Origin of the sequence: Acrocarpospora corrugata (genome assembly GCF_009687845.1) — a bacterium.
GTDB lineage: Bacteria > Actinomycetota > Actinomycetes > Streptosporangiales > Streptosporangiaceae > Acrocarpospora > Acrocarpospora corrugata.
The window spans coordinates 181,915-207,459 of record NZ_BLAD01000043.1 but is presented as its reverse complement, the minus strand read 5'-3'; the positions used below and the strand labels follow the sequence as shown (position 1 = coordinate 207,459).

At 68.9% G+C, this 25,545-nt stretch carries 19 protein-coding genes; 11 read left to right on the top strand and 8 right to left on the bottom strand.

The genetic code is table 11. The annotated features are described in order from the left end of the window. Positions 1-928: 928 nt before the first annotated feature. On the bottom strand, positions 929-2,407 hold the full coding sequence (miaB, locus tag Acor_RS11520) for a tRNA (N6-isopentenyl adenosine(37)-C2)-methylthiotransferase MiaB (protein ID WP_155336581.1): 1,479 nt from the start codon (positions 2,405-2,407) through the stop codon (positions 929-931). A gap of 115 nt (positions 2,408-2,522) precedes the next feature. On the opposite strand from miaB, the gene Acor_RS11515 reads away from it, so the two are divergent. Then, entirely contained in the window at positions 2,523-4,508 is a 1,986-nt protein-coding gene (locus tag Acor_RS11515; protein ID WP_155336580.1) for a sensor histidine kinase, read from the top strand. Continuing rightward, positions 4,487-5,122: a response regulator transcription factor gene (locus Acor_RS11510; RefSeq protein WP_174876132.1), complete on the top strand. Its 636-nt coding sequence runs from the start codon at positions 4,487-4,489 to the stop codon at positions 5,120-5,122. The genes Acor_RS11515 and Acor_RS11510 overlap by 22 nt, the downstream gene beginning before the upstream one ends. Here the strand turns inward: Acor_RS11510 and Acor_RS11505 are convergent. After that, on the bottom strand, positions 5,094-5,723 hold the full coding sequence (locus tag Acor_RS11505; RefSeq protein WP_155336579.1) for a hypothetical protein: 630 nt from the start codon (positions 5,721-5,723) through the stop codon (positions 5,094-5,096). The two genes, Acor_RS11510 and Acor_RS11505, sit on opposite strands and share 29 nt — an antisense overlap. A gap of 132 nt (positions 5,724-5,855) precedes the next feature. On the opposite strand from Acor_RS11505, the gene Acor_RS11500 reads away from it, so the two are divergent. From Acor_RS11500 to Acor_RS11475, 6 genes are all read left to right on the top strand, one after another. Then, a complete protein-coding gene (locus Acor_RS11500; RefSeq protein WP_155336578.1) occupies positions 5,856-6,611 on the top strand; it encodes an amino acid ABC transporter ATP-binding protein in 756 nt (251 codons plus the stop codon). A 59-nt stretch (positions 6,612-6,670) separates the two neighbouring features. After that, positions 6,671-7,477, top strand: coding sequence for a glutamate ABC transporter substrate-binding protein (locus tag Acor_RS11495; RefSeq protein WP_155336577.1), 807 nt, complete (start codon positions 6,671-6,673; stop codon positions 7,475-7,477). Between the two features lie 30 nt (positions 7,478-7,507). Then, positions 7,508-8,176, top strand: coding sequence for an amino acid ABC transporter permease (locus Acor_RS11490; RefSeq protein ID WP_155336576.1), 669 nt, complete (start codon positions 7,508-7,510; stop codon positions 8,174-8,176). Beyond that, the gene (locus tag Acor_RS11485; RefSeq protein ID WP_155336575.1) at positions 8,173-9,039 is read left to right on the top strand and encodes an amino acid ABC transporter permease; all 867 of its coding nucleotides are present in this window, start codon (positions 8,173-8,175) and stop codon (positions 9,037-9,039) included. Before Acor_RS11490 ends, Acor_RS11485 begins: the two co-directional genes overlap by 4 nt. A gap of 69 nt (positions 9,040-9,108) precedes the next feature. Next, on the top strand, positions 9,109-9,828 hold the full coding sequence (locus Acor_RS11480; protein WP_155336574.1) for a type 2 periplasmic-binding domain-containing protein: 720 nt from the start codon (positions 9,109-9,111) through the stop codon (positions 9,826-9,828). Positions 9,829-9,860: 32 nt separating this feature from the next. After that, positions 9,861-11,678: a S9 family peptidase gene (locus tag Acor_RS11475; RefSeq protein ID WP_155336573.1), complete on the top strand. Its 1,818-nt coding sequence runs from the start codon at positions 9,861-9,863 to the stop codon at positions 11,676-11,678. Positions 11,679-11,908: 230 nt separating this feature from the next. Here the strand turns inward: Acor_RS11475 and rny are convergent, their stop codons facing one another. From rny to recA, 3 genes are all read right to left on the bottom strand, one after another. Then, positions 11,909-13,537: a ribonuclease Y gene (gene rny / locus Acor_RS11470; RefSeq protein WP_422664798.1), complete on the bottom strand. Its 1,629-nt coding sequence runs from the start codon at positions 13,535-13,537 to the stop codon at positions 11,909-11,911. A 980-nt stretch (positions 13,538-14,517) separates the two neighbouring features. After that, the gene (locus tag Acor_RS11465; protein ID WP_155336571.1) at positions 14,518-15,138 is read right to left on the bottom strand and encodes a regulatory protein RecX; all 621 of its coding nucleotides are present in this window, start codon (positions 15,136-15,138) and stop codon (positions 14,518-14,520) included. 430 nt (positions 15,139-15,568) lie between these two features. Next, positions 15,569-16,663, bottom strand: a complete 1,095-nt coding sequence (gene recA, locus Acor_RS11460; protein WP_155336570.1) for a recombinase RecA — start codon at positions 16,661-16,663, stop codon at positions 15,569-15,571. Positions 16,664-16,989: 326 nt separating this feature from the next. On the opposite strand from recA, the gene Acor_RS11455 reads away from it, so the two are divergent. Beyond that, positions 16,990-17,262, top strand: coding sequence for a hypothetical protein (locus Acor_RS11455; RefSeq protein ID WP_155336569.1), 273 nt, complete (start codon positions 16,990-16,992; stop codon positions 17,260-17,262). Between the two features lie 80 nt (positions 17,263-17,342). Here the strand turns inward: Acor_RS11455 and Acor_RS11450 are convergent, their stop codons facing one another. Further along, on the bottom strand, positions 17,343-17,537 hold the full coding sequence (locus Acor_RS11450; RefSeq protein WP_155336568.1) for a DUF3046 domain-containing protein: 195 nt from the start codon (positions 17,535-17,537) through the stop codon (positions 17,343-17,345). 96 nt (positions 17,538-17,633) lie between these two features. On the opposite strand from Acor_RS11450, the gene Acor_RS11445 reads away from it, so the two are divergent. Continuing rightward, a complete protein-coding gene (locus Acor_RS11445) occupies positions 17,634-17,810 on the top strand; it encodes a hypothetical protein (RefSeq protein WP_155336567.1) in 177 nt (58 codons plus the stop codon). Between the two features lie 166 nt (positions 17,811-17,976). Here Acor_RS11445 and Acor_RS11440 read toward each other — a convergent pair whose 3' ends face one another. Next, entirely contained in the window at positions 17,977-18,465 is a 489-nt protein-coding gene (locus Acor_RS11440) for a VOC family protein (protein WP_155336566.1), read from the bottom strand. A 618-nt stretch (positions 18,466-19,083) separates the two neighbouring features. Between Acor_RS11440 and Acor_RS11435 the strand changes: the two genes are divergently transcribed. Further along, entirely contained in the window at positions 19,084-24,288 is a 5,205-nt protein-coding gene (locus Acor_RS11435) for an Lhr family helicase (protein WP_155336565.1), read from the top strand. A gap of 172 nt (positions 24,289-24,460) precedes the next feature. Here Acor_RS11435 and Acor_RS44255 read toward each other — a convergent pair whose 3' ends face one another. Beyond that, positions 24,461-25,258 carry a 2-oxo acid dehydrogenase subunit E2 gene (locus tag Acor_RS44255; protein WP_246238582.1) on the bottom strand — a complete coding sequence of 266 codons (798 nt, stop codon included), beginning with the start codon at positions 25,256-25,258 and terminating at the stop codon, positions 24,461-24,463. Positions 25,259-25,545: the final 287 nt, after the last annotated feature.

The window sequence follows — 25,545 nt, the reverse complement described above, 5'->3', positions numbered from 1 at the left end:
CACCAAACCCCACACCCCAGCAGCACGAAGAATCCCCCACCCTTGCGCCACCTTCCACGACATCCGCCGCGCCTATTGCTACGAAATCCTCCACAACATCACCGGCCAGTAATGACCGGCACCCTGGTCGCGACCCAGCCCACCGTAGTGCCGAACTGACGGAACGCGCCGGACATGTCCCGCTGCGCAACAACAGCGACGCCCTCTCCCCCGTCTCACGCACCCTCACCCGGCACCCCCAGACAATGACGGCAGGGGTTGGCCACAAATCGAGTAGCGCCACTACTCGACAAAGGCCAACCCCACCCAGAGACGCCAGAAGTGGGCAAGCTGCCCAACCGGGCCAATAGAGGTCAACCCTCGGGTATCGAAGAGACATCGGCCGAGTGTCCGATGGGGCCTGGGAGCCCTTAGGAAGTCGTTAGGGACACGCGGACAGCGAGCCACCATGGGGAACAGCTGCTCACAGCACCAGCAAACGAGCCAACCACCGTGTTACTCGCCGATATCCGGCGCCTTCACGCACGCGACGCTCCTCGCCACCGACGCCAAGTAAAAGGCCCGGCGTCAGGAATTCCAGCAGCTACCAGCGGCTCAGCTAGCGAGACAGCAGCGCTGGCGTTGCCGGCGCTGATGTCTCTCTATTAACTCCTAACGAAATAGGCGAGTTGCCGGGTCGGTCGCCGTTATCCGGCGCCGTTAACGCAGGTGATGCTTCTCACCGCGCCGGCGCCAAGAAGGCGCGGCCATTCTGTTTAGTGGTTCTAAGGGCTCGCAGGAAATTAACCCGTAGGTTCACAAGTCTCCGACCTCGACAAACCCTTTGTGAGCGCGCAAGTTAATTCTCTGCGAGTCCTAAGAGCAGGCGAGCGGTCCGAGGCCCCGGAGCGACCGGCCAAGGCACTCCACGTTTACCTGACCGAGAACGCTAGGAGCAGGCGAGTGGTTCGGGGGTGGTCGGGGGGCGGCCGATGGTGGGCATGCCGAGGTTCACCGAGGCGGGGCCGGAGGGCTGGGATTGGCGGGATTCCCAGGCGTCGCCGGCGCGGGTGCGGCGGACGGAGTGGAGTTTGTCGGCGACCAGGTGGTGGGGGGCGGCGTAGGTGACCTCGACGGTGGCCATGTCGCCGGGGCGGGCGTCGGCGGGGGTCAGGTGGACGAGGCGGTTGTCGGGGGCGCGGCCGGAGAGGCGGTGGGTGGCGCCGTCCTTGCGGCCTTCGCCTTCGGCGATGAGGACTTCGAGGACCTTGCCGACCTGAGCCTTGTTCTCTGCCCAGGCGATCTCTTCCTGGACGGCGACGAGGCGCTCGTACCGCTCCTGGACGACGGCCTTGGGGATCTGGTCCGGCATGGTCGCGGCGGGGGTGCCGGGGCGGATCGAGTACTGGAAGGTGAAGGCGTTGGCGAAGCGGGCGGCGCGGACCACGTCGAGCGTGCCCTGGAAGTCTTCCTCGGTTTCGCCGGGGAAGCCGACGATGATGTCGGTCGAGATGGCGGCGTCGGGCATCGCCGCGCGGACGCGATCGATGATGCCCAGGTAGCGGTCAGCCCGGTACGAGCGGCGCATCGCCTTCAGCACCCGATCGGAACCGGACTGCAGCGGCATGTGCAGCTGATGCATGACGTTCGGCGTCTCGGCCATCGCGGCGATGACGTCGTCGGTGAAGGCCGCCGGATGCGGCGAGGTGAACCGGACCCGCTCCAGCCCGTCGACGGAGCCGCAGGAGCGCAGCAGTTTGCCGAAGGCGAGCCGGTCGCCGAACTCGACGCCGTAGGTGTTGACGTTCTGGCCGAGCAGGGTGATCTCCAGCACGCCCTGGTCGACCAGGGTGCGGATCTCGTTGAGGATGTCGCCGGGGCGGCGGTCCTTCTCCTTGCCCCGCAGCGCGGGCACGATGCAGAACGTGCAGGTGTTGTTGCACCCGACCGAGATGGCCACCCACGCCGCGTACGCCGACTCGCGCTTGGTCGGCAGCGTCGACGGGAAGGTCTCCAGCGAGTCCTTGATCTCGACCTGGGCCTCTTCCGCGATCCGGGCCCGCTCCAGCAGCACCGGCAGCGACCCGATGTTGTGGGTCCCGAAGACGACGTCGACCCACGGCGCGCGCCGGACGATCTCGCCCTGGTCCTTCTGCGCCAGACAGCCGCCCACCGCGATCTGCATGCCGGGATCGCTGATCTTCCGCGGCCGCAGGTGCCCCAGGTTGCCGTAGAGCCGGTTGTCGGCGTTCTCCCGCACCGCACAGGTGTTGAACACGACGACGTCGGCGGGCTGCCCCTCGGGGGCGCGCACGTATCCCGCGTCCTCCAGCAGCCCGGACAGGCGCTCGGAGTCGTGGACGTTCATCTGGCACCCATAGGTCCGTACCTCGTACGTCCTGGTGCTCTCCTGAGTCGTGGCAGTCATCTCAACGACCAAGCCTAAGCGCTCCAGAGACCCCCAGACGCCCGGGACAATGTCCCATCTGCTTGGGCAAATCCGCCGATACCCTGTGACCTGGACCTGTATTCCGGGAGGTCAGGTGCGATCCGCGGCCTGGGTTGTCTGCGTGGCGAGCCTGCTGCTCGTCGCCGCGGCCGTCGTGCTGGGCGAATGGAACGGGTTCGACCTGTTCCAGCAGAGCCATCTGGTCTTCGTCGCGGCCGCCGTGATCGTCGGCGGCCTGATCAACGTGCGCCGCCCAGGCAACGTGATCGGCCTGCTGCTGGCCACCACCGGCCTGTCGTTCGCCCTCCTGGACGCCTGCGGCCAGTTCGCCCTGTACGACCGGGACGCGACGGCGTTCGCCTGGCCGCAGACCTGGCTGTGGATCCCGGCGAACCTCGCCATCGCCGCGATTCCCCTGTTCTTCCCCACCGGCCGCCTGCCCTCCTCCCGCTGGCGCCCGATCATCTGGCTCGCGGCCGTGGCCGCCGTCCTCACCGCGATCGTGAGCGCCCTGCGCCCCGGCCCGAACGACCAGGCGGGGTACGGCACCGCCGTGGCCAACCCCCTCGGCGTCCCCGCCCTGGACGGCGCCACCCAGTTCGCCGACCTCGGTTTCCCGATCTTCGCCGGCGCCCTGTTCATCGCCGGCTCCATCAGCCTGGCCCTGCGCGCCCGCCACGCCCGCGGCCCGGAACGCGCCCAGGTCCAGCGGCTGGTCTACGCCGTCAGCCTGGCCGGCCTGATCGTGATCGCACGCCTGGTCGCGGGCCTGCGCGACGACATCCCGGACATCCCCTGGCCGGTGCGGAGCCCGTTCTGGGAACTCGCCGGCGCCGCCGCGATGACCCTCGTGCTGGCCGCCATCAGCGTGGCCGTGCTCAGGTACGGCCTGTTCGACATCGACCTGGTGATCAACCGCACCCTCGTCTACGGCGTCCTGTCCGGTTTCGTCACCGGCGGCTACGTGCTCGTGGTGGGCTACCTGGGCGCGGTCTTCCACGCCGTCGACGGTCTCCCGCTGTCGATCGCCGCCGCCGGCCTGGTCGCCGTCGTCTTCGCGCCACTGCGGGCCCGCGTCCAGCGCGCCGTCAACCTCCTCATGTACGGCAGGCGCGACGACCCCTACGCCGCCCTGGCCCTGCTCGGCCGCCGCCTGGAGGAGAGCGCGGAACCGGGCGCCGTCCTGGCCACGGCCGCCGGCTCGGTGGCGGAGGCGCTCAAACTCCCGTACGCGGCGATCGAACTCGACGAAGACGGCGACCCCGCCCCCGGCCGCATCGCAGTCCCGCTGACCTACCAGAACGAGCAGGTCGGCAGGCTCGTGCTGGCGCCCCGCCCGGGGGAACGCGACCTGGGCGAGAAGGACCGCCGGGTCCTCGCCGACCTGGCCAGGCGGATGGGAATCGCCGTCCACGCGGTTCGCCTGTCGGCGGATCTGCGACGTTCCCGGGAACGCCTGGTGCTGGCCCGCGAGGAGGAAAGGCGCCGGATCCGCAACGATCTCCACGACGGGCTCGGCCCGACGCTCGCGGCGTTGACGATGCGGGCGGAAGCCGTACAGGACCTGGTGGGGGCCGGCCCGGCCCGGGAGATGCTGGAGGAGATCATCGGGGACGCGGCGGCGGCGATGGCCGACGTGCGGGCGCTGATCGACGGGCTGCGGCCGCCGGCGCTGGACTCGCTCGGGCTGCTGCGGGCGCTGTCGTCGCACGTCGCCGGCCTGCCGGGCGAACCGGCCATCCGGCTGGAAATCCCGGCGGAGCTGCCCGAACTGCCCGCCGCGACCGAAGTCGCCGCCTATCACATCGCGATCGAGGCGCTGACCAACGTCCGCAGGCACGCTCGGGCGTCCGAGGCCCGGCTGCGCCTGGCGGCGGACGGCGGCGCGCTCACCGTGGAAGTGACCGACAATGGCCGCGGACCCGACGGGAAAGCCGGAGTCGGCACCGTTTCGATGCGAGACCGTGCCGCCGAACTCGGTGGATGGTGCACGATCGAACCATGCCGGGAGGGCGGCACACGTGTGCTCGCGATACTCCCGGCCCAAAGGGGAAAACCATGGAACCCATCAAGATCTTGATCGTTGACGACCATCCGTCGTTCCGGGCGGGGCTCGTCGCGCTGCTCTCGCCGCTGGACGGCATGACCGTGGCCGATCAGGTCGCCACCGGCGAGCAGGCGCTGGCGATGATCACCCAGCTCCAGCCGGATGTCGTGCTGATGGATCTGAGCATGCCGGGCATGGGGGGCGTGGCGGCCACCGAGCGCATCCTGCGGGACCACCCGCACGTCCGGGTGCTGGTGCTGAGCATGTCCGACGACGACGAGTCGGTGTTCGCGGCGCTGCGGGCGGGGGCGCGCGGCTTCGTGGTCAAGGGCGCCCGCCGGGTCGAACTGTCCCGGGCCATCCGGGCGGTGGCCGCGGGTGACGCCGTGTTCGGCCCGGCCATCGCGAACCGGCTGATCGCCTACTTCTCCGGCCTGGCGAAGCGGGAGCACAGTCTGCCGCAGCTCACGCCGCGGGAGCGGGAGATCCTCGGGATGATGACCTCCCACCTGACCAACCCGCAGATCGCGGAGCGGCTGGCGCTGAGCCACAAGACGGTGCGCAACCACGTCTCCAACATCTTCGCCAAGCTGCATGTGGCGGATCGGTCGAGCGCGGTCAGTCGCGCGCGCGAATCGGGGTTCTGAGGGTGCGCAACGCGGCCCAGCCGTACCCGATGAGCTGGCAGAGGGCGCCGGTGGACTGGACGGCGGGCGGCTGGTCGGCGGTGAGGAACGGGATGAGGATGCCGACGATCACCAGCACCGGCAGCCACCACGGCCCGACCCGGGTCGCGGCCAGCGAGATGGTCAGGATCAGCGCCCCCAGATGGGACAGGAACGCGGGGAACAGGATCGCGTACACGAAGCCCGGCATGTCGCTCGCGGCGGCGGTGACGGCCACGGCCTGATCGGCGGGCAGGGTGCGGGCCAGCGCCAGGTCGTAGAAGTCGGTCATGAACAGGTTCACCGCGCTGGCGGAGCCGATCATCCCGACCGCCGCGCCCAGGTTGGCCAGCCGGGGCGCGCGCTCCCGCAGCAGCCCGGCCAGCGCCAGCATGCCCGGGATCATGGCGATCGTGGCCCAGTGGAAGAAGACGGCGCTGACCTGCACCTTGGTCTGATTGGCCAGGTAGAGGGCCGGGTCGTGGTCGGTCCCCGGCGGGGAGGTCAGGAAGGCGAGCAGGAGCAGCACGGGCCAGGCCAGCAGCGACCCGGCGGCGACGAATCGCCGGAAGGAATCAGTCATGCCGCCACTGAATCGGAGGCTTGTCCCAGCGGTCATGGGCCACCGACCAGGACTATCCCGGGAAAAGCCGTGATGGGATCGGTACCGGCTGGTTAGTGACTTGGTTGTGAGACCCCCTTACTTTGGTTGACCATGACGGAGGCCGACAGATCGACTTCACTTGTCAACTTGGAGAAGGTAAACAAGCACTTCGGCGCGCTGCACGTGCTGAGAGACATCGACCTCGATGTGACCCGCGGTGAGGTCGTCGTGGTCATCGGGCCGTCCGGCGGCGGGAAGTCGACGCTCTGCCGCGTCATCAACCGGCTGGAGACGATCGATTCCGGCGCCATCACCTTCGACGGGCACTCCCTCGCGGTGGAGGGGCGGGCGCTGGCCCGGCTCCGCTCCGAGGTCGGCATGGTGTTCCAGCAGTTCAACCTGTTCGCCCACAAGACCATCCTGGAGAACGTCACCCTCGGCCCGACCAAGGTGCGCAAGATCGCCCGCGGTCAGGCCGAGCAGCGCGGGATGGAACTCCTCGAACGCGTCGGAATCGCCTCCCAGGCGGCCAAGTACCCCGCCCAGCTCTCCGGCGGCCAGCAGCAGCGGGTGGCGATCGCCCGCGCGCTGGCCATGGACCCCAAGATGATCCTGTTCGACGAGCCCACCTCCGCCCTGGACCCGGAAATGGTCCAGGAGGTGCTGGACGTCATGATCTCCCTGGCCCGGGACGGGATGACCATGCTGGTGGTCACCCACGAGATGGGCTTCGCCCGCCGGGCCGCCAACCGCGTCGTGTTCATGTCCGACGGCCAGATCATCGAGCAGGCCGCCCCCGACGAGTTCTTCACGAACCCGAGCACCGACCGCGCCCGGGACTTCCTCAGCAAGATCCTTACGCACTAATCGCACAATCTCCCCGAGCCGAGACCCGGCTCAGCGAATTGGAAGAAAAGGTGGCAGTTATGCGCGTACGCCGAATCGGAGCCGTTCTGCTGGCCGCGGCGGCCCTGGCCACAAGCCTTGCCGCCTGTGGCGGTGACGACAAATTTGTCATCGGCGTCAAGTTCGACCAGCCCGGCCTCGGCTTGAAGCAGACCGACGGCTCGGTCAAGGGCTTCGACGTGGATGTGGCCAAGTATGTCGCGAAGGAGCTCGGCTACAGCGACGACCAGATCGAGTTCAAGGAGACCGTCTCCGCGAACCGGGAGCCGTTCATCCAGCAGGGCCAGGTCGACATGGTGGTCGCCACCTACTCGATCACCGACGCCCGGAAGGAAGTCATCTCCTTCGCCGGTCCTTACCTGATCACCGGGCAGGACATCCTCACCCGGGCCGGCGACAGCGCGATCGCCAACGTGGACTCGCTCGCCACCAAGAAGGTCTGCGGCGCGCAGGGTTCCTCGTCGCCCGCGCGGCTGGTGGAGAAGTTCGGCGAGCCGTGGAAGGGCCAGTACCTGACCGAGCAGCAGGGCTACGGCGCCTGCCTGCCGCTGCTGGAGCAGAGCCAGGTCGACGCGATCTCCACCGACGCCACCATCCTGGCCGGCTTCGCCGCCCAGTCCCCCGGCAAGTTCCGCCTGGTCGGCCAGCCCTTCTCCGAGGAGAAGTACGGCATCGGCCTGAAGAAGGACGACAAGGAAACCCGCGACAAGATCAACACCGCGATCGAGAAGATGTTCCAGGACGGCTCGTGGAAGAAGTACGTGGACGCCAACTTCGGTGAGTTCGGCCAGTTCTTCGCCACGCCGCCGGCGCTGGAGCGGTACTGATCGATCGTCTCTGGCGGAGGTAGGTAGGCGGTGTCCGCTCTCCTCGAAGAGCTGCCGGTCATCCTGGGCGCGTTCTGGCTGACCGTACGGCTCACGCTGGCCACCGCCGTGGCCGCCCTGGTGCTGGGCACGGTGCTGGCCGCCATGCGGGTGAGCCCGCTGGCCGTGCTCCGCACCGTGGCCGCCGCGTACGTCAACGCGCTGCGGAACACGCCGCTCACGCTGGTGATCGTGTTCTGCGGGCTGGGGCTCGGGCTGGTCCTGGACGTCTCGTTCTCCGACAGCCTGTCCACCAACTACCTCTGGCTGTCCATCATCGGCCTGTCGCTGTACACGGCGGCCTTCGTCTGCGAGGCCATCCGGTCGGGGATCAACACGGTCCCGATCGGGCAGGCGGAGGCCGCCCGCGCGCTCGGGCTGACCTTCCTCCAGAACCTGCGGCACATCGTGCTCCCGCAGGCCTTCCGGGCGGTGATCGCGCCGCTGGGCAGCGTGCTGATCGCGCTGATCAAGAACACCACGATCGCCGCCGCGATCGGCGTCGCGGAGGCCTCGCTCACCATGAAATCCCTGTTCGAGCAGCATCAGGAGGCGGTGGTCCCGATCTTCCTCGGGTTCGCGCTCGGCTTCCTGGTGCTCACCCTGCCGGTCGGGCTGCTGTTCGGCTGGCTGGCCAAGCGGCTGGCGGTGGCACGATGAGGGCCAGCGTGCTCTACGACGCGCCGGGGCCACGCGGGCGGCGGCGCAACCTGGTGCTCACCGTGGTGTTCGCGGTCGTCCTGGTCGTCCTCGCATACCTGGCGTTTCGGAAATTTGACGAAAAAGGCCAGTTTGATGCGGCGTTGTGGGAGCCGTTCCTCCGGGCGGACGTCTGGATCAACCTGATCCTGCCCGGACTGTGGAACACCCTCAGCGCCGCCGCGACAGCCGCGCTGATCGCGGTGCCGTTCGGGTTCGTGTTCGGCATCGCCCGGCTGTCCGAGCAGGCCTGGATCCGCCTCCCGGCCGCGGCCGTGGTCGAGTTCTTCCGGGCCATCCCGCTGCTCATCATGATCTTCTTCGCCCAGTACGGCGGCAGCGCCGTCTTCGGCCTGACCGTCACCTCCTTCAGCGCCGTGGTCTTCGGCCTGGTCATGTACAACGGCTCGGTGCTGGCCGAGATCGTCAGGGCGGGCATCTCGTCGCTGCCGCGCGGGCAGACCGAGGCCGCGCTCGCCATCGGCCTGCGCAAGAGCCAGGCGATGCGGCTCATCCTGCTGCCGCAGGCGGTCACCGTGATGATGCCGGCCATCGTCAGCCAGCTGGTGGTGCTGCTCAAGGACACCGCGCTCGGCTTCATCGTCGCGTACGAGGACCTGCTGAACGCCGGGGCGCGGATCCTGCCCGCCAACTTCCGCAACCTGATCCCGTCGGTGATCGTGATGGCGATCATCTACATCCTGATCAACGTGGCGGTCGGCCTGGTCGCCGGCTGGCTGGAGAAGCGCAGCCGGCGGAGCCGCAAGACCACCGCGAAACCGGTCGCGCCGCCCGACTCGATGACGGTCGCGGCGGCTCCGTGACGGCGGCGCAGGACAAGGTTTGACGTGTCATTGCGGCGCTTGAGGCGCGCCTGATCTGATCCTGATCGGGTGTGGCGCGTCGTGATGCTGGGTATGGCGGCTGTTTTCCTCACGGGATGTGGTGGCGGCAGCCTTGTGATCGGGGTGCGTGCGGGACAGCCGGGGCTGGTGGACAAACTGCCCGGCGGCGGCTGGGCCGGCTTCGACATCGCCGTGGCGCACTATGTCGCGCGCGAACTCGGGTACCGGGACGACCAGATCCGGTACACCTTCGACGCGGGCGAAGCCGACCTCTCCCTCGGCGCGGTGGCCGGCCGCTACGCCGGGCCGTACCTGGTCACCACCAAGGACCTGCTGGTCCGGGCGCCGGAACTGCGCACCATCCGGAACCTCAAGTCGGCCCGGGTCTGCGGCACCCGCGCCGACATCGCCCCGCTGGTCGAACGCTTCGGCACGGCCTGGCGGAACGTCTTCGCCGCCGAGGCGAACGTGCCCGCCGCCTGCGCACCGCTGCTGGCCGACCGGCGGATCGACGCGATCATCGCCGACGCCCCGGTGCTGGCCGGCCTCTCCGCGCAGTACCCCGGCCGCTTCCGCCTCCTCGGCCGCGAACTGGCCGAGGTGCGGTACGGCATTCGCGTCGCGCCGAACGCGATCGGGCTGCGGGACGACGTGGAGGAGGCGCTCCGGCAGATGTACGAGGACGGGTCCTGGCATCGGGCCTTGATCGACTACCTGGGGCTCCTGGCCACCCGGTACCTGTCGCCGCCCATCCTCGAAAAGGGATAACCGGCCGACCGCTTTTCCGGCAGGATGCCGTCATGCCCCCCGAGCGACCGCCGATCTCCACCGCCGACGTGGCCAGGTCGGCTCTGCGCCTCGGCTTCCCCACCGTGCGCGGCGACGAGGTCTGGTGGGAGGAGGACCGCCCGGCCGAGGCGGGCCGCCGGACGATCGTCCACCGCGCCGCCGACGGCAGCCGCCGCGAACTCCTCGACGCGCCCTGGGACGCCCGTACCCGGGTGCACGAGTACGGCGGCCGGTCCTACGTGGTCGTCCCCGGCGTCGGCGTCATCTTCGCCAACCATGCCGACCAGCGGCTCTACCTGACCGACGGCGGCCCGCCCCGGCCGGTGACCGCCGCCTCCGAAGACCGGTACGGCGACCTGCTGTGGGGCGACGGCGTCCTCTGGTGCGTGCGCGAACGCCACCACGACGACGGGAAGGTGTCCCGCGGCCTCGTCTCGGTGACGCTGGACGGCGAAGTCATCGAGGTGATCTCCGGCAGCGACTTCTACGCCTCCCCGGCCCTGTCGCCGGATGGGGAGCATCTGGCGTACATCTGCTGGAACCACCCGCGGATGCCGTGGACGGGGACCGAGCTGCGGATCACCCGGCTGGAGGACCGGAGTTCGTGGACGGTCAAGGGCGGGATGAGCGAATCCGTCCTCTCGCCGCAGTGGCGGGACAACCGGAACCTCTACCTCGTGTCGGACTGGTCCGGCTGGTGGAACCTCTATCAGATCGGGATCTTCGGGACGTCCTCGCAGGCGCTGTATCCCGCCGAGGAGGAGTTCGCCGGGCCGCTGTGGGAGTTGGGCGGGTTGCCGTACCTGATGCTCGGAGACGGCCGCCTGGCGGTCCTGCACGGGCAGGGGGACCTGCGCCTGGGCATCCTGGACCCGGAGACGAGCACGCTGATCGACCTGGACGTGCCCTACACCGGCTGGGCGCCCGCGCTGAGCGCCGACGGCACCACCCTGGTGGGCATCGGCTACGGCTCCGACGTGCCCCGCTCGGTGGTGCGGGTGGACGTCGTCACCGGCCGGGTCGAGGGTCTGCGCCGTGACATCGCCGAACTGCCCGACATCGCCTACCTGCCGGTTCCGCACGCCGTCGAGATCGAGGGCAGTTTCGGGCGCCGGATCCACGCCTACCGTTATCCGCCGAACACCCCGGAACCCGCGCCTTATGTGGTCTTCGTCCACGGCGGCCCGACCGGTCACGCCACCACCGAACTCAGCCTGGAGAAGGCGTTTTTCACCACCCGGGGCATCGGCGTGCTTGAGGTCAACTACGGCGGTTCGACCGGCTACGGGCGCGCCTACCGCGAGCGCCTGCGCGGCCAGTGGGGCATCGTCGACGTGGAGGACACCGTCGCGGCCGCCCAGTGGCTGGCCGCCGCCGGCCACGCCGACCCGGCGCGGATCACCGTGCGCGGGTCCAGCGCCGGCGGCTGGACCGTGATGGCCGCCTGCGCCGCCGCCACCGTCTTCTGCGGCGGCGTCTCCATCGCGGGCGTCAGCGCGCTGGCCCCCCTGGTGGCGGCCACCCACGACTTCGAATCCCGCTACATCGAATGGCTCGTCGGCTCAGAATCCCTGTACGCCTCCCGCGAGCCTCTCTCCCGGGCCGGCGAGGTCTCCTGCCCCATGCTGCTGATGCAGGGCCTGGCCGACCCCGTCGTCCCGCCCACCCAGGCCGAGGCCTTCGCCGCCGCCCTGACCGAACGCGGCATCCCCTGCACATACCTATCGTTCGAGGGCGAAAGCCACGGCTTCCGCCGCCTGGAGAGCAAGACCGCCGCCCTCGCCGCCGAACTGGCCTTCTACGAGCAACTGTTCCGCCCCGAACACTGACCAGACCGCCAGCGGCTTGCCCTTTAGCGGCCGTAAGCACTGGCGGAACCGCTGGGGCCGATTTGCTACCCGAAGCACTCACGCTTAGCGGGCGGACCGCTGGGCGCCTGGAGCCACTAACAGATTGAGCCGTGCCTCTTTGGCGCCGGTGCGGTGAGGACCGTCACCTGCGTGAACGGCGCCGGATATCGGCCATCAGCCTGGCGGCTCGCTCATTCCGTTGGGAGTTCTTAGCGGGCGAACTCCGTGGCCCGGGATTCGCGGACCACCGTAATGCGGATCTGGCCCGGGTAGGTGAGCTCCTCCTCGACCTGCTTGGCCACGTCGCGGGCGATCACCTGCGCTTGGATGTCGTCCACGTTGTCGGGACGGACCATGACCCGAATCTCCCGACCGGCCTGCATGGCGAATACCTTGTCCACGCCCTCGAAGGACTGCGCGATCTCCTCCAGGCGCTCCAGCCGCTTGACGTACGCCTCCAGGGATTCGCGGCGGGCGCCGGGGCGGCTGCCGCTGATCGCGTCGGCGGCCTGGGTGAGGACGGCTTCGACGGTGCGGACCTCGACCTCGTTGTGGTGGGCCTCGATGGCGTGCACGACGTCCTCGTGCTCGCCGTACCGGCGGGCGATCTCGGCGCCGATCAGGGCGTGGCTGCCCTCCACCTCGTGGGTGAGCGCCTTGCCGATGTCGTGCAGCAGCGCGCAGCGCTTGACCAGATTACGATCGAGGCGCAGCTCCGAAGCCATGATCCCCGCGATGTGCGCGGACTCGATGAGGTGCTTCAGCACGTTCTGCCCATACGACGTGCGGTACCGCAGCTGCCCCAACAGCGTGACCAGTTCGGGATGCATGTCGGTGATACCCAACTCGACCAGAGCGTCCTCACCGGCGCGGACACACAGGTCCTGCACTTCGGCCTTGCTGCGCTCGTAGGCCTCCTCGATGCGCTGCGGATGGATGCGGCCGTCGAGCACCAGCTTCTCCAGGGTCAACCTGGCGGTCTCCCTGCGAACCGGATCAAAACATGACAAAAGCACCGCCTCGGGAGTGTCGTCGATGATCAGGTTGACCCCGGTGGTCGACTCGAACGCCCGGATGTTCCGGCCCTCCCGCCCGATGATCCGGCCCTTCATCTCGTCCCCGGGCAGATGCAGCACGCTCACCACGGACTCGGCCGTCTGCTCGGTCGCCACCCGCTGAACCGCCAGCGTCACGATCTTGCAGGCCCGCTTCTCGCCTTCCTTCCGGGCGTCACCCTCGATCTCCCGGACGATCAGCGCGGCCTCCCGCTTGGCCTGGTTCTCGATCTCCTTGACCAGTTCGGTCTTGGCCTGCTCGGCCGTCAACCCCGCGACTCGCTCCAGTATCTGCCGCCGCTTCTCCGCCACCTGGTCCAGCTCGACCCGCCGGTCCGCCAGCTCCGTCTCGGTCTCCGCCAGCTTCCTGGCCCGCTCGGACTGCCGGCGCGCCTCCTCATCAAGCCGCTGCTCCCGCTCCCCCAGCCGGTTCTCCCGGCGCTCCAGGTCGGCGCGCAGCTCCTTCAGCTCGTTCTTGAGGATCCGCGACTCCTCCTCGACCTCCCGCCGCATCAGCGCCGCACTCTCCACCAGCGCCTCAGACTTGCGGACGATCTCCCCGGCCTCACCCTCGGCCTTCACCCGGATCTCATCGGCGTCCTTGCGCGCCTGCTCCAGCTCCTTCTCGGTCAGCTCCGCCTTGAGCTGAGCGATCTGCTCGGCCGTCGGCCCGGTCTCCTTGGGAGCGGTACGGCGCAGCAACAGGACCAGGAGGGCGCCAATCGCTACGAACGCCGCCAGCAGCACCGCCACTGCCAGCACGATCACGATCGTCATATCCATTGCGCGCCCACCCCTCCTAGCGTCAGCCGGCAAAGGGGTCACACGCACAGCACGGCTACGCCTGGTGGCGTCGCAATGGCGTCACCAGGGCAAATATCGCACCCAAGAGCGGTCAGGGTCCGTAGTTCACCGTTATGGCAATCCGCGCTGCGCGGAGTAACTCCTCACTGCGGTCGAGATTAAGCGTCAGAGAGGTAACGAGCAAGCAAAGACGCTCTGTCAAGCGACTTTTCCTCGATCATCTCAACAACCCACAACCCCTGGAGCCCCAGCCCCCAACCCACAGCCCTACCCCGAAACCCCCAACCACTCCAACCCCTCACGCCTCATAACAAACCTCCCCCAACCGCCCCATCCCCAACCCCCGCACTCGGCCAATGCCCCGAACGCCAGACTTGGGAAAACACAGCTTGAGCTACGAGATGCGCCCGTATCATGCAGCAGCCGAGATCTCCTGGCTGATCACCACAGAGGTGCCTGAACCCTGAGTGCTGCGCCCATGAGTGAGCGCTGTGCCCATGAGACGGACGCCCCGGCCGACGCGGGCAAGACGATGTCGCGCGAACCAAGCCGAAGATCCAGACTCCGGACCTCGAACCCGCCACGGTCGCCCTCATCAGGATCGCCGAAGACGAGGCAATCACCGGGATCATGGATGTCAGCTTCAACGCCCCCAGGACTCTTCCCAGGTCGCCACGGCCCGCTGTGAGGATCGAGCGGCCACGCAGGGGGCCAGACTCAGATCTCCCCGTGAACAGCCTGAACCTGAGCCTCGTGCCCAGCAAGACGTCCTCCTGGCCAACGCGGGCAAGCCGATCGCGCTCAACCCTCAGATCGGACAACGGCCCAACCGCCAGTGTCATCAAAGTCGGCGACGCCTACACGTTCGAACCGACCGCGCTCAACCCTCAGACCGGATGACAGCGAGACCGCCAGTGTCATCAAAGTCGGCGACGCCTACGCGTTCGAACCGACCGTGCTCAATCCTCAGATTGGATGACGGCGTGACCGTCAGCCTCGTCGAGGTCGGCGACGCCTTCTTGTTCGAGGGCCTCGCGGACGATGCGGAAGGCCACGGACGGTGAGTAGCCCTTGCGGGCCAGCATGCCGACCAGCCTCCGGGTTCGCGCCTGAGGGTCGGCGTTTCGGGTGCCGGGGAGTTTGCGGGCGACCAGGCGGCGGGCGGTTTCCACTTCCTCGTCCGGATCGAGTTGTTCGACGGCGTCCTTGACGGTGTCCTCGGGTACGCCGCGATGCCGGAGCTCCTGGGCCAAGGCTCGGCGGGCCAGGCCGCGGCCCGCGTGCCGTGAGCTCACCCAGGCGGCGGCGAAAGCCTCATCGTCGATCAGCCCGACTTCGGAGAAACGTTCCAGGACGGCCTCGGCCACGTCTTCGGGAACTTCGCGCTTGCGCAGCGCCTCAGCCAGTTGCGCCCGAGTCCTGGGCGCAAGGGTCAGCAACCTCAGGCAGACGGCCCGCGCCTTGGCCTCCGGGCTGCCTTCGTCGTCTCCGCTCCTGGATTTCCGGCGACCGGCACCCGCTTCAGGTCCCAGCCGGCCTGCCTCGGATCCCATCTCCCAGCCCGCCTCAGGTCCCATCATCGTCGGCTGCCCAGTGACGGAACAACACCTTCAACGCCAGGAGCAACGTGGATACCGGACCCACCTGACCCCATCCCCTGAGCACCGGGCCCACGCACGGCACCGCCCCCAACCTGACTTCCGCCCAATGTCTTCAGTGTTCGATTTGCCTGCACAGCGCCTCCGACGCCAAGTTCCAGGTCAGATCCGAGCGCATGCTCCAGAGCGGGAGAACCACGGCCGAGCCCCTGGAGTGGCCTGTGATGGCGGGACCAAGTGCCGATGGCGATCTATGAGTGCATCCTCGCCAAGCAGCGTGGCCGACCGATCGCGCCGCTGGATGCACGCGCGCCGAGCAGCGTGGTCAACCGATCGCGCCATTGGCCGTGGTGGCCCCGCGATGCTCCTGGATGGCCCTCCGGCCTGGGTGCGGCCGGAGGGCAACCGGGGTCTAGACGTCGCCGGGCTTGGGGGTGGTGGACTTGGTGCGACTCGTGGCAGCGGCGGGGGCGGGGGTCGCGGGGGCGGCGGCAGCGGGCGCGGCGTCGAGGCGGGGGCCGACGCCAAGCTTCTCCTTGATCTTCTTCTCGATCTCGTTGGCGACGTCGGGGTTGTTCTTGAGGTAGTTGCGGGCGTTCTCCTTGCCCTGGCCGAGCTGGTCGCCCTCGTAGGTGTACCAGGCGCCGGCCTTGCGGACGAAGCCGTGCTCGACGCCCATGTCGATCAGGCCGCCCTCACGGGAGATGCCGAACCCGTAGAGAATGTCGAAGTCGGCGACGCGGAAGGGCGGCGCCATCTTGTTCTTGACGACCTTCACGCGGGTGCGGTTACCGACCGGCTCAGTGCCGTCCTTGAGGGTTTCGATCCGGCGGACGTCGAGACGGATCGAGGCGTAGAACTTCAGCGCCTTACCTCCCGTGGTCGTCTCGGGCGAGCCGAACATCACGCCGATCTTCTCGCGGAGCTGGTTGATGAAGATCGCGGTGGTGCCGGTGTTGTTCAGGGCGCCGGCCACCTTGCGCAGGGCCTGGGACATCAGGCGGGCCTGGAGGCCGACGTGGCTGTCGCCCATCTCGCCCTCGATTTCGGCCTTCGGCACCAGGGCGGCCACCGAGTCGATGACGATGACGTCGACCGCGCCGGAGCGGATCAGCATGTCGGCGATCTCCAGGGCCTGCTCGCCGGTGTCCGGCTGGGAGACCAGGAGCGCGTCCACGTCGACGCCGAGCTTCTTGGCGTATTCGGGGTCGAGCGCGTGTTCCGCGTCGATGAAGGCGGCGATGCCGCCCTGGCGCTGGGCGTTGGCCACCGCGTGCAGCGCGACCGTGGTCTTGCCGGAGGATTCCGGGCCGTAGACCTCCACGATCCGGCCGCGGGGGAAGCCGCCGATGCCGAGCGCGACGTCCAGCGCGATCGCGCCGGTCGGGATCACTTCTATGGGGGCGCGGACATCATCGCCGAGGCGCATGACGGAGCCCTTGCCGAACTGCCGCTCGATCTGGGCGAGGGCGGTCTCAAGGGCCTTCTCGCGGTCGTTGATTGCCATTGGGGTGCCCCCTGTGAGGGTCGTGGTTTTCTCGGTCACCGGAAAGCTACGGGGTGCCGCCGACATTTTCCGGAGCCTCACGCTGGAGGCGACGTAACCAAGGCGGCGGGTCAAATATAGCCGAACGACTGTTCGATCTCACCCGGAACGCAGGTTACTCTCCTGGAGCCCGCGCATACACCCACGAATGCCACCCGCCACCCCAACCTCAAAGTCACATTCCCGGGCATTCTCTCTGAGCTGTTGCCATGCCACTGACCTGCAGCGATCCTTGAGGAAACGGGCCGTTCGCGCGGCCGAGGATCTGCGAACCCCTAGGTGGCGACGTGGCGAGCACCAGCGCGTACGCCCGGCAACGCCGTACCCATCTGGAGGCGCTGGCCGAGCAGTTACCGGAGCGCGGGCTCGTGAGCCGCATGCTCGGGGGCGAAGATCCTGTCCTCTGGGCCTGGCATCCGCACACCGGGAGGCAGACGATCGTCTTCGCCACGCCCGCGAAAGACGGCTGGCTCTTCCTCTGGTCCCCCGACGGCCAGGAGAGCGCCGAGGACCTCGACCTCACCGCCGACTCGATCAAGAAGCTGCTGGCCGAGTCCTGACCCGGCCCGCGCCACGATCTCAGCGCAGTCTCCGCGATCTCCGCGCAGTCTCCGCAGTCCTCGGCGCGACCTCAGCGGCCTCAGCGCAGGCGCGCGTCCACGTCCACGGTCTGGCAGACGGCCCGCCAGACCTGTTTGGCGCCCACGCCGTCGGCCAGGGCCTGCTCGACCGTCCGGCCGCCCAGCTCGGCGACGACGTAGTCCCGCGCCCATGAATCCGCATACCCCGCGCCGAAGTGGGTGTTCATCCGATCCCAGAATTCAGTGAGGCGCATGCCTTCAAGTATGGCCGTGACTGGGATAGGAAGAATCCACGACGGATCGGGCGCGACCGGGGGACACGCCGAGGCGCAAGCTATGGGAGGCCCCCCATGCCCAAGCTCACCCCCGCGGTACGGCAGGCGCGCAAGGCCAGGAAGAAGCGCCTGCGCAACCAGCTCCGTCAGGCGATCAACGAGCAGAAGGCCGAACGCGCCGAACGACACGCCACCGACGCTCCGGTCCCCCGCGACGGGGCACCCAGGACCCGCCGGGCCTCCCGCCGCTGACTCAAAGAACGCCGGCTCAGAGGGCAGCGCGCTCAGAAGACTCCCATTCAGAAGACTCGCGCTCAGAGGACGCGGGCCTAGAGGACGCGGGTCCAGAAGACTCACGCACAGAGAACGCGGGCCCAGAGGACGCGGGCCTAGAAAACTCCACTCAGAGGACGCGGGCTCAGAGAACGCGGGAGCCGTACATTTCGCCGAGTGGGTCGGCGAGGAGTTCCAGCCGGGCTCCGTCCGGGTCGCGGAAGTAGATCGAAGCGCCGCTTTCCAGGACGTAGGGCACGCCTGCCGCTTCCAGTTTGCCGCGGAGGCGTTCCCAGTTGACGGGGTGGATGGAGATCGCGATGTGGTGCAGCCCGCCGAGCACCTCCTGGTACGGCCCGAGGTCCAGGCCGGGGAAGTCGAAGAAGGCGAGCAGGTTGCCGTTGCCGATGTCGAAGAAGAAGTGGTTGGAGCCCTTGTAGTCCCGGTTCTCGAAGATCTCGGTTAGCGGGAACTCCAGTAGCTCTTGGTAGAACTGGATGGTCCGTTCGACGTCGGAGGAGAGCAGGGCGAAGTGGTGCAGCCCTCGCGCGCTGCTCGGCGGCCGCCGCTCCTGAAGGTAGCGGTCGCGGATGCCGTCACGTGTCGATTCGATGGCCGCGTAGTCAATGTCCATAGTTCAGGTGATTGTCCCCCGGATAGGGCGATCAATCCGTCACGATGGCCACAATCTCCTCCGCCCGAAGTCCCAGAGCCAGCGGACGGGTGGGTCAGGGCGTCCCGTGGCGGGCGGGCGGTTGGGTCAGTGCGTCCAAGGACCGACCGGCGATAGGTAAGGACGTCCAGGGACCGACCGGCGATAGGTAAGGACGTCCAGGGCCGACGGGCGGGTAGGCCGGGGCGTCCGGGGCGTCCGGGGCCGACGGGCGGATAGGCCGGAGCGTCCAGGGCCGACGGGCGATAGTCAGGACGTCCAGGGCCGACCGGCGGGTAGGCCGGGGCGTCCAGGGCCGACCGGCGGGTAGGTCAGGGCTCCCCGCCGCTTCCCGGGGCATCCGCCGCTTTCCAGGACATCCGCCTCCTCCTGGGCAGGGGCGCCGCCGACGCGGCCACCAGCAGCTCCCGCCCGGTTCCAGCTGCTTCCCAGGGCGTCTACCTCCTCATATATGGATGAATGGGATTTATCGGCAATACCGTTATGGATAGGCACAGATAGGTTCTCGCGGGATTGTGTCGGTGCGGGGATGCATGATGGGGGCGGACCAAGGCCGGACCGAGAAGTCAGGGGGACGGGATGAGCGGCAGTGCGTTGGCGCGCTTCGACCCGGTGACCAGGGAATGGTTCACGGGAGCGTTCGCCGCGCCCACGGCCGCGCAGGAAGGCGCGTGGACCTCGATCGCCCGTGGCGACAACACCCTTGTGGTGGCTCCAACCGGCTCCGGCAAGACCCTCGCGGCCTTCCTCTGGTCCCTCGACCGACTCGCCGCCGAGCAAATGTCCCCCAAGAACCAAATCTCCCTCCAGAACCTCGACGAAGTCCCCAAGAAGCGGACCAAGCGCGCGGCCGGCCCCAAACGGCACTGCCGGGTCCTCTACGTGTCGCCGTTGAAGGCGCTGGCGGTGGACGTCGAGCGGAACCTGCGCGCCCCGCTGACCGGCATCAAGCAGACGGCTCGGCGGCTGGGCCTTCCCGTGCCGGATATTTCGGTCGCCATCCGATCCGGAGACACCTCCGCCGAAGATCGCCGCCGGTTCGCCGCGAATCCGTCCGACATCCTCATCACCACGCCAGAGTCACTGTTCCTGATCCTGACCTCCCAGGCCCGCGAAGCCCTCCGCGGCGTCGAAACAGTGATCATCGACGAGGTCCACGCCGTGGCGGCCACCAAGCGCGGCGCTCACCTGGCCCTCAGCCTGGAACGCCTGGACGCCCTGCTCCCCCAGCCCGCCCAGCGCATCGGCCTCTCCGCGACAGTGCGCCCGGTCAGCGAGGTCGCCGCCTTCCTCGGTGGCTCCCGCCCGGCCACGATCGTGCAACCCCCCTCCGACAAGGTCATCGAAGTCGAGGTCATCGTCCCCATCGAGGACATGACCGAAGTCCCCTCGGAAACCAACGGCGAACCCGCCCAGCGCAGCATCTGGCCCCACGTCGAGGAACACCTCCTCGACCTCATCGAATCCCACAACTCCACGATCATCTTCGCCAACTCCCGCCGCCTCTCCGAACGCCTCTGCACCCGCCTCAACGAACTCGCCTGGCAACGCCAAACCGCCCGAACCCTGGCCCCCCCACCCGAACCGACCTGGGCCGCCACCGCCACCGCCACCGCCGCCTCCGACGCCGAACCGGACCCCGTCGCCGAAACCACCGCGACCGCCGACCCAGTGCATTGGTCGGCCGGATTTGAGCAACTCCTGGGCCGCAGAAGAGACGGAGCAGGAGCTTCCGACGGCGGGCCCTCAGCCGAGCCGACGAAGACATCTGCCCAGCGGGAGCACGCAGGGACCCTCGATGATCAGACGTCGACCACGCCTCCAGAGATGGCCGCGCGGGCGGAGCAGGAGGGGGCCGTCCGAAGCCGAAGTTCGGCAGGGCACGCTGAAGAGGCCGCGCCGGTGGGTGGAGTGGGGGCTTTTCGGGGTGGGGCCTTGGCTATGCCTGCGGAGATGATGGCGCAGGCGGGGGCTTCGAAGGGGGTCGTGCCTGAGGTGGTGCGGGCGCATCATGGGTCGGTTTCGAAGGAGGAGCGGTCGCAGATTGAGGAGGCGTTGAAGTCGGGGCGGTTGCCGGCGGTGGTGGCGACGTCGAGTCTGGAGTTGGGGATCGACATGGGGGCGGTCGATCTGGTGGCCTGTGTGGCGGCGCCGCCGAGTGTGGCCAGTGGGTTGCAGCGGATCGGGCGGGCGGGGCATCAGGTGGGGGCCGTGTCGCGGGGGGTGATCTTTCCGAAGTATCGGGGGGATCTGGTGCAGACGGCGGTGGTGGCCGAGCGGATGAAGAGCGGGCAGATCGAGGAGATGCGGTATCCGCGTAATCCGCTGGATGTGCTCGCGCAGCAGATCGTGGCCATGACGTCCGTGGACGAGTGGACGGTCGACGAGCTTGAGGAGCTGGTGAAGCGGGCCGCGCCGTACGCGACGTTGCCGCGGTCGGCGTTGGAGGCGACGCTGGACATGCTGGCGGGGCGGTATCCGAGCGAGGAGTTCGCCGAGTTGCGGCCCCGGGTGGTGTGGGATCGGGTGACGGGCAGCTTGCAGGGGCGGCCGGGGGCGCAGCGGCTGGCGGTCACGAATGGCGGGACGATTCCCGATCGTGGCCTGTTCGGGGTGTTCCTGGTCGGCGAGAAGTCCAGCCGGGTCGGGGAGCTGGACGAGGAGATGGTGTACGAGTCCCGGGCGGGGGACGTCTTCGTGCTGGGGGCCACCTCCTGGCGGATCGAGGAGATCACGGCGGATCGGGTGCTGGTGTCGCCCGCGCCGGGGCAGCCGGGGAAGCTGCCGTTCTGGCACGGGGACACGCTGGGGCGGCCCGCCGAGCTGGGGCGGGCGATCGGGGCGTTCGTCCGGGAGCTGTCGGCGGACGGCGCGGCCGAGGAGCGGGTGCGGGCGGCGGGGCTGGACGCGTTCGCCACCGCGAACCTGCTCGCGTATCTGAAGGAGCAGCGCGAGGCCACCGGCTATGTGCCGGACGATCGGACGCTGCTGGTGGAGCGGTTCCACGACGAGCTGGGCGACTGGCGGGTGGTGATCCACTCGCCGTACGGGGCGCGGGTGCACGCGCCGTGGGCGCTGGCGATCGGGCGGCGGCTGCGGGAGCGGTACGGGATGGACGTGCAGGCCGTGCACTCCGACGACGGCATCGTGCTGCGGGTGCCGGACACGATGGACGACGCGCCGACCGATCTGGCCGCATTCGACGCGGAGGAGATCGAGCAGATCGTCGTGGAGGAACTGGGCGGTTCCGCGCTGTTCGCGGCCCGGTTCCGGGAGTGCGCGGGGCGGGCGCTGCTGCTGCCGCGCCGTATGCCGGGGAAGCGGAGCCCGCTGTGGCAGCAGCGGCAGCGGGCGGCGCAGCTGCTGGGCGCGGCCAGCAAGTACGCGAGTTTCCCCATCGTGCTGGAGACCATGCGGGAATGCCTGCAGGACGTGTTCGACGTGCCCGGGCTGGTCCAGCTGATGCGGGACGTCTCGGCGCGGCGGATCCGGGTGGTCGAGGTGGAGACCAGCCAGGCGTCGCCGTTCGCGGCGTCGCTGCTGTTCAACTACATCGGCGCGTTCATGTACGAAGGGGACGCGCCGCTGGCCGAACGGAGGGCGCAGGCGCTCGCGCTGGACACCTCGCTGCTGGCGGAGCTGCTCGGTCAGGCGGATCTGCGGGAACTGCTGGATCCGGATGTGATCGCGGAGTCGGAGCGCGAACTGGCGCGGCTCGACCGGCCGTTGCGGGACGCGGAGGATCTGGCCGATCTACTCAGGTCCCATGGCCCGCTGCTGACCGAGGACGTGTCGATCCGGGAGGGCGATCCGGACTGGCTGGTCGATCTGGAGCGGGCCCGGCGGGCGATCCGGGTCCGGGTGGCGGGCCAGGAGCAGTGGGCCGCGATCGAGGACGCTTGGCGGCTGCGCGACGCGCTGGGGGCGCCGCTCCCGGTCGGCGTGCCGCTGGAGTTCCTGGATCCGCCGGACGCGACGATTCGCGGCGAACGATCCGCCCGCCCCGACCCGATGGGCGACCTCGTCGCCCGGCACGCCCGCACCCGCGGCCCATTCGACGCCGGTACGGCCGCCGCCCGCTTCGGTGTCGGCATCGCCGTGTTGAACGACGCGCTCGGGCGGCTGGCCGCGTCCGGAAGGGTGGTGACCGGGGAGTTCCGCCCCGGCGGACGTGGCCCGGAGTGGTGCGACGCCGGCGTGCTCCGCCTGCTCCGGCGCAGGTCGCTGGCCCGGCTCCGGAAAGAGGTGGAGCCGGTCCCGCCCGAGGTGCTGGCGGCGTTCCTGCCGGAGTGGCATGGCGTGACCACCCACCTGTTCAACGCTTCCGACGGCCAGGGCAGCTCCAGATCCGGGAGCCCAGCGCGGGCATACGGCTCGGAGAACCCGGGCGACCGGACTCCGGCACGGGCATACGGCTCGGAGAACCCGGGCGACCGGACTCCGGCGCGAGGGTACGGCTCGGAGAGTCGGGCCGACCGGACTCCGGCGCATGTTCTTTCGGCCAACCCGATGCGAGCCATGGATGCCCTGGTCAATGCGATCGAGCGCCTGCAAGGGGCCGCGGTTCCCGGTTCCGCGCTGGAGACATTGGTGTTGCCGGGGCGCGTTCCGGGCTATTCGCCCGCTCTGCTGGACGAACTGACCGCCTCGGGTGAGGTCATCTGGGCCGGTCAGGGGTCGTTGCCGGGTGGGGACGGGTGGGTGTCGCTGTATTTCGCGGACACCGCGCCGCTGCTGATGCCGGAGCCGGCGGAGATCAGCATGACGCCGCTGCATGACCTCGTCCTGGAGGTCCTCGGCGGCGGCGGAGCGCTCTTCTTCCGTGATCTCTCAAATCGGGTGACGCCCGGGGCGGGTGCGGTGCCCGACGACCAGACCCTGGCGGCGGCGCTGTGGGACCTCGTCTGGTCAGGCAGGGTCACCGGCGACACGCTCGCACCGTTGCGGGCCACCCTGGGCACCGGGCGCCCCGCCCATCGCCCGGCGACGACACGGCGACGACGCGCCGTCCTCCCGACCCGCACCGGCCCGCCGACGGTCGGTGGACGCTGGTGGACGCTCCCGGACCCTTCCGGGGACGGAACCCAGCGCGCCCACGCCCAGGCCGAAGTGCTCCTCACCCGTCATGGCGTCCTGACCAGAGGCGGCGTCACCTCAGAACGACTACCGGGCGGATTCTCCGCCGTCTACCAGGTGCTCCGGGCATTCGAGGAAAGCGGCCGCTGCCGACGCGGCTACTTCGTCGAGGGTCTGGGCGGAGCGCAGTTCGCCAGCCCCGGAGCCGTAGATCGCATGCGCGCCATGGCTCCCACCGCAGAAGCCGAGACAGAAGCGGGGGCATCAAGCCTGACACGAGGCGGCTCGCCCCTCAACGCGTTGTGGGAGGCGGGGGTCACCGCGCACACCACCCGAGCACCACGCCGAACCGTGGTCCTGGCCGCCGCCGACCCAGCCAACCCTTACGGAGCGGCTTTGCCCTGGCCGGACCGCGCCGAGGACGTCACTCACCGCCCGGGCCGAAAGGCAGGGGCGCTTGTGGTCATGGTCAATGGCCGACTCAGTCTCTACGTGGAACGTGGGGGCAAAACTCTGCTCTCATTCGGCGAGGAGGAGGACCTCCGTCCAGCCGTGACCGCCCTGGCGACAGCAGTACGCGAGGGCGCCCTGGGCAAACTGACCGTCGAACGAGCCGACGGAACAGCGATCACATCATCACCTCTGGCAGCGGCACTGGAAGCGGCCGGATTCCATCCCACGCCTCGCGGGCTGCGAATTCGCGGGTGAGCCGGCCGCCGGGATGACGACGAGCTTGCCGACCCACGTCATCCCCACTGGCCGTGGCGTCGGAGGTCGGCCGGGCTCCATCCACGCCTCGGCGGTCTCGGAATCACGGGTGAGCCGCATTCAGACTGGCGGGCGGGTGCCTTTCTTCCGGGTGGCAGATGCGCGAATGGAATCAGGCTGGTGGGGGTTGGCGGATGGTGTCCTTGAGGGCGCGGAGGAAGAGGGCGGCTTCGCGGCCGTTGATTAGGCGGTGGTCGTAGGCGAGGCCGATGTTGGCGATCTTTTTGGTGGTCAGGGTTCCGGCGTTCAGGGAGAGGACGGGGTGAGGGGCCGTGATGGCGAGGGCGCAGGCGTGGCCGGGGAAGATGAAGGGGATCGCGAGGGTGACGTCTCCGTCGTGGTGGAGGGTGACGGCGATGTTGGCGTTGGCCAGGTCGGCTTCGCGGAAGTCGCCGGTTGTGGAGGCCAGGCGGAATTCCATCAGGCGGGTCGCGATCTCTTTCAGCGGGCGTTCGGCGGCGTTGTGGATGACCGGGACGTAGAGGCCCTCGCCGGTGTCGACGGTGACGCCGACGTTGGGGGTGTCGGACAGGCGGGCGTGCCGGTCGTCGGTGAGTGTGGCGAAGAACATCGGGAATTCGGCGTGCAGGCGGGCCACGGCGGTGACGAACAGTTCGGCCAGGCCGACTGGACGCCGTACCTCGCGCGTCAGCTGGGCGGCGAGTTCGAGTGTGTCGTCCATTTCCATGGCCACCACGGTGTACGCGGCCGGAATCGTCGCATGTGACGTCTGCACGGCCCTCGCCACCGCCCGCTGCACCTTCGGCAGCTCATACGTGGCGGTGGGCGCGTTCTCCGCGACCAAGCCCTCGACATCAGCGCGTCTGATCACATTGAGGCCGAGCGAATAGACCCGCTCCACGGGAATCCCCAGCTCATCGAGGAGCGCCTGCGCCGGAGCGGTGATCAACGGCCGCTGGGCGACGGCCTCGCCACGAGCTCCCGAAGCGCCGTAGGACGCTGAAGGACCAGTAGCCAAGGTGAACCCAGGCGAAGCTCCCGACCCGGAAGCCGTCGACTGACCAACCGACGAGACAGAGGTCCCCGCTACATTCGCCGAATCAGCCGCTGACACAGAAGCGCTAGAGACTCCTGATGGCCCTCCGGAGTTACGCGAATCAAAGGCGGAACCGAAAGATGGTGCGGACTGCGCTCCGGAAGTCGTCGGCCGAGAACCAACCGAAGAGGCGGAGCCGA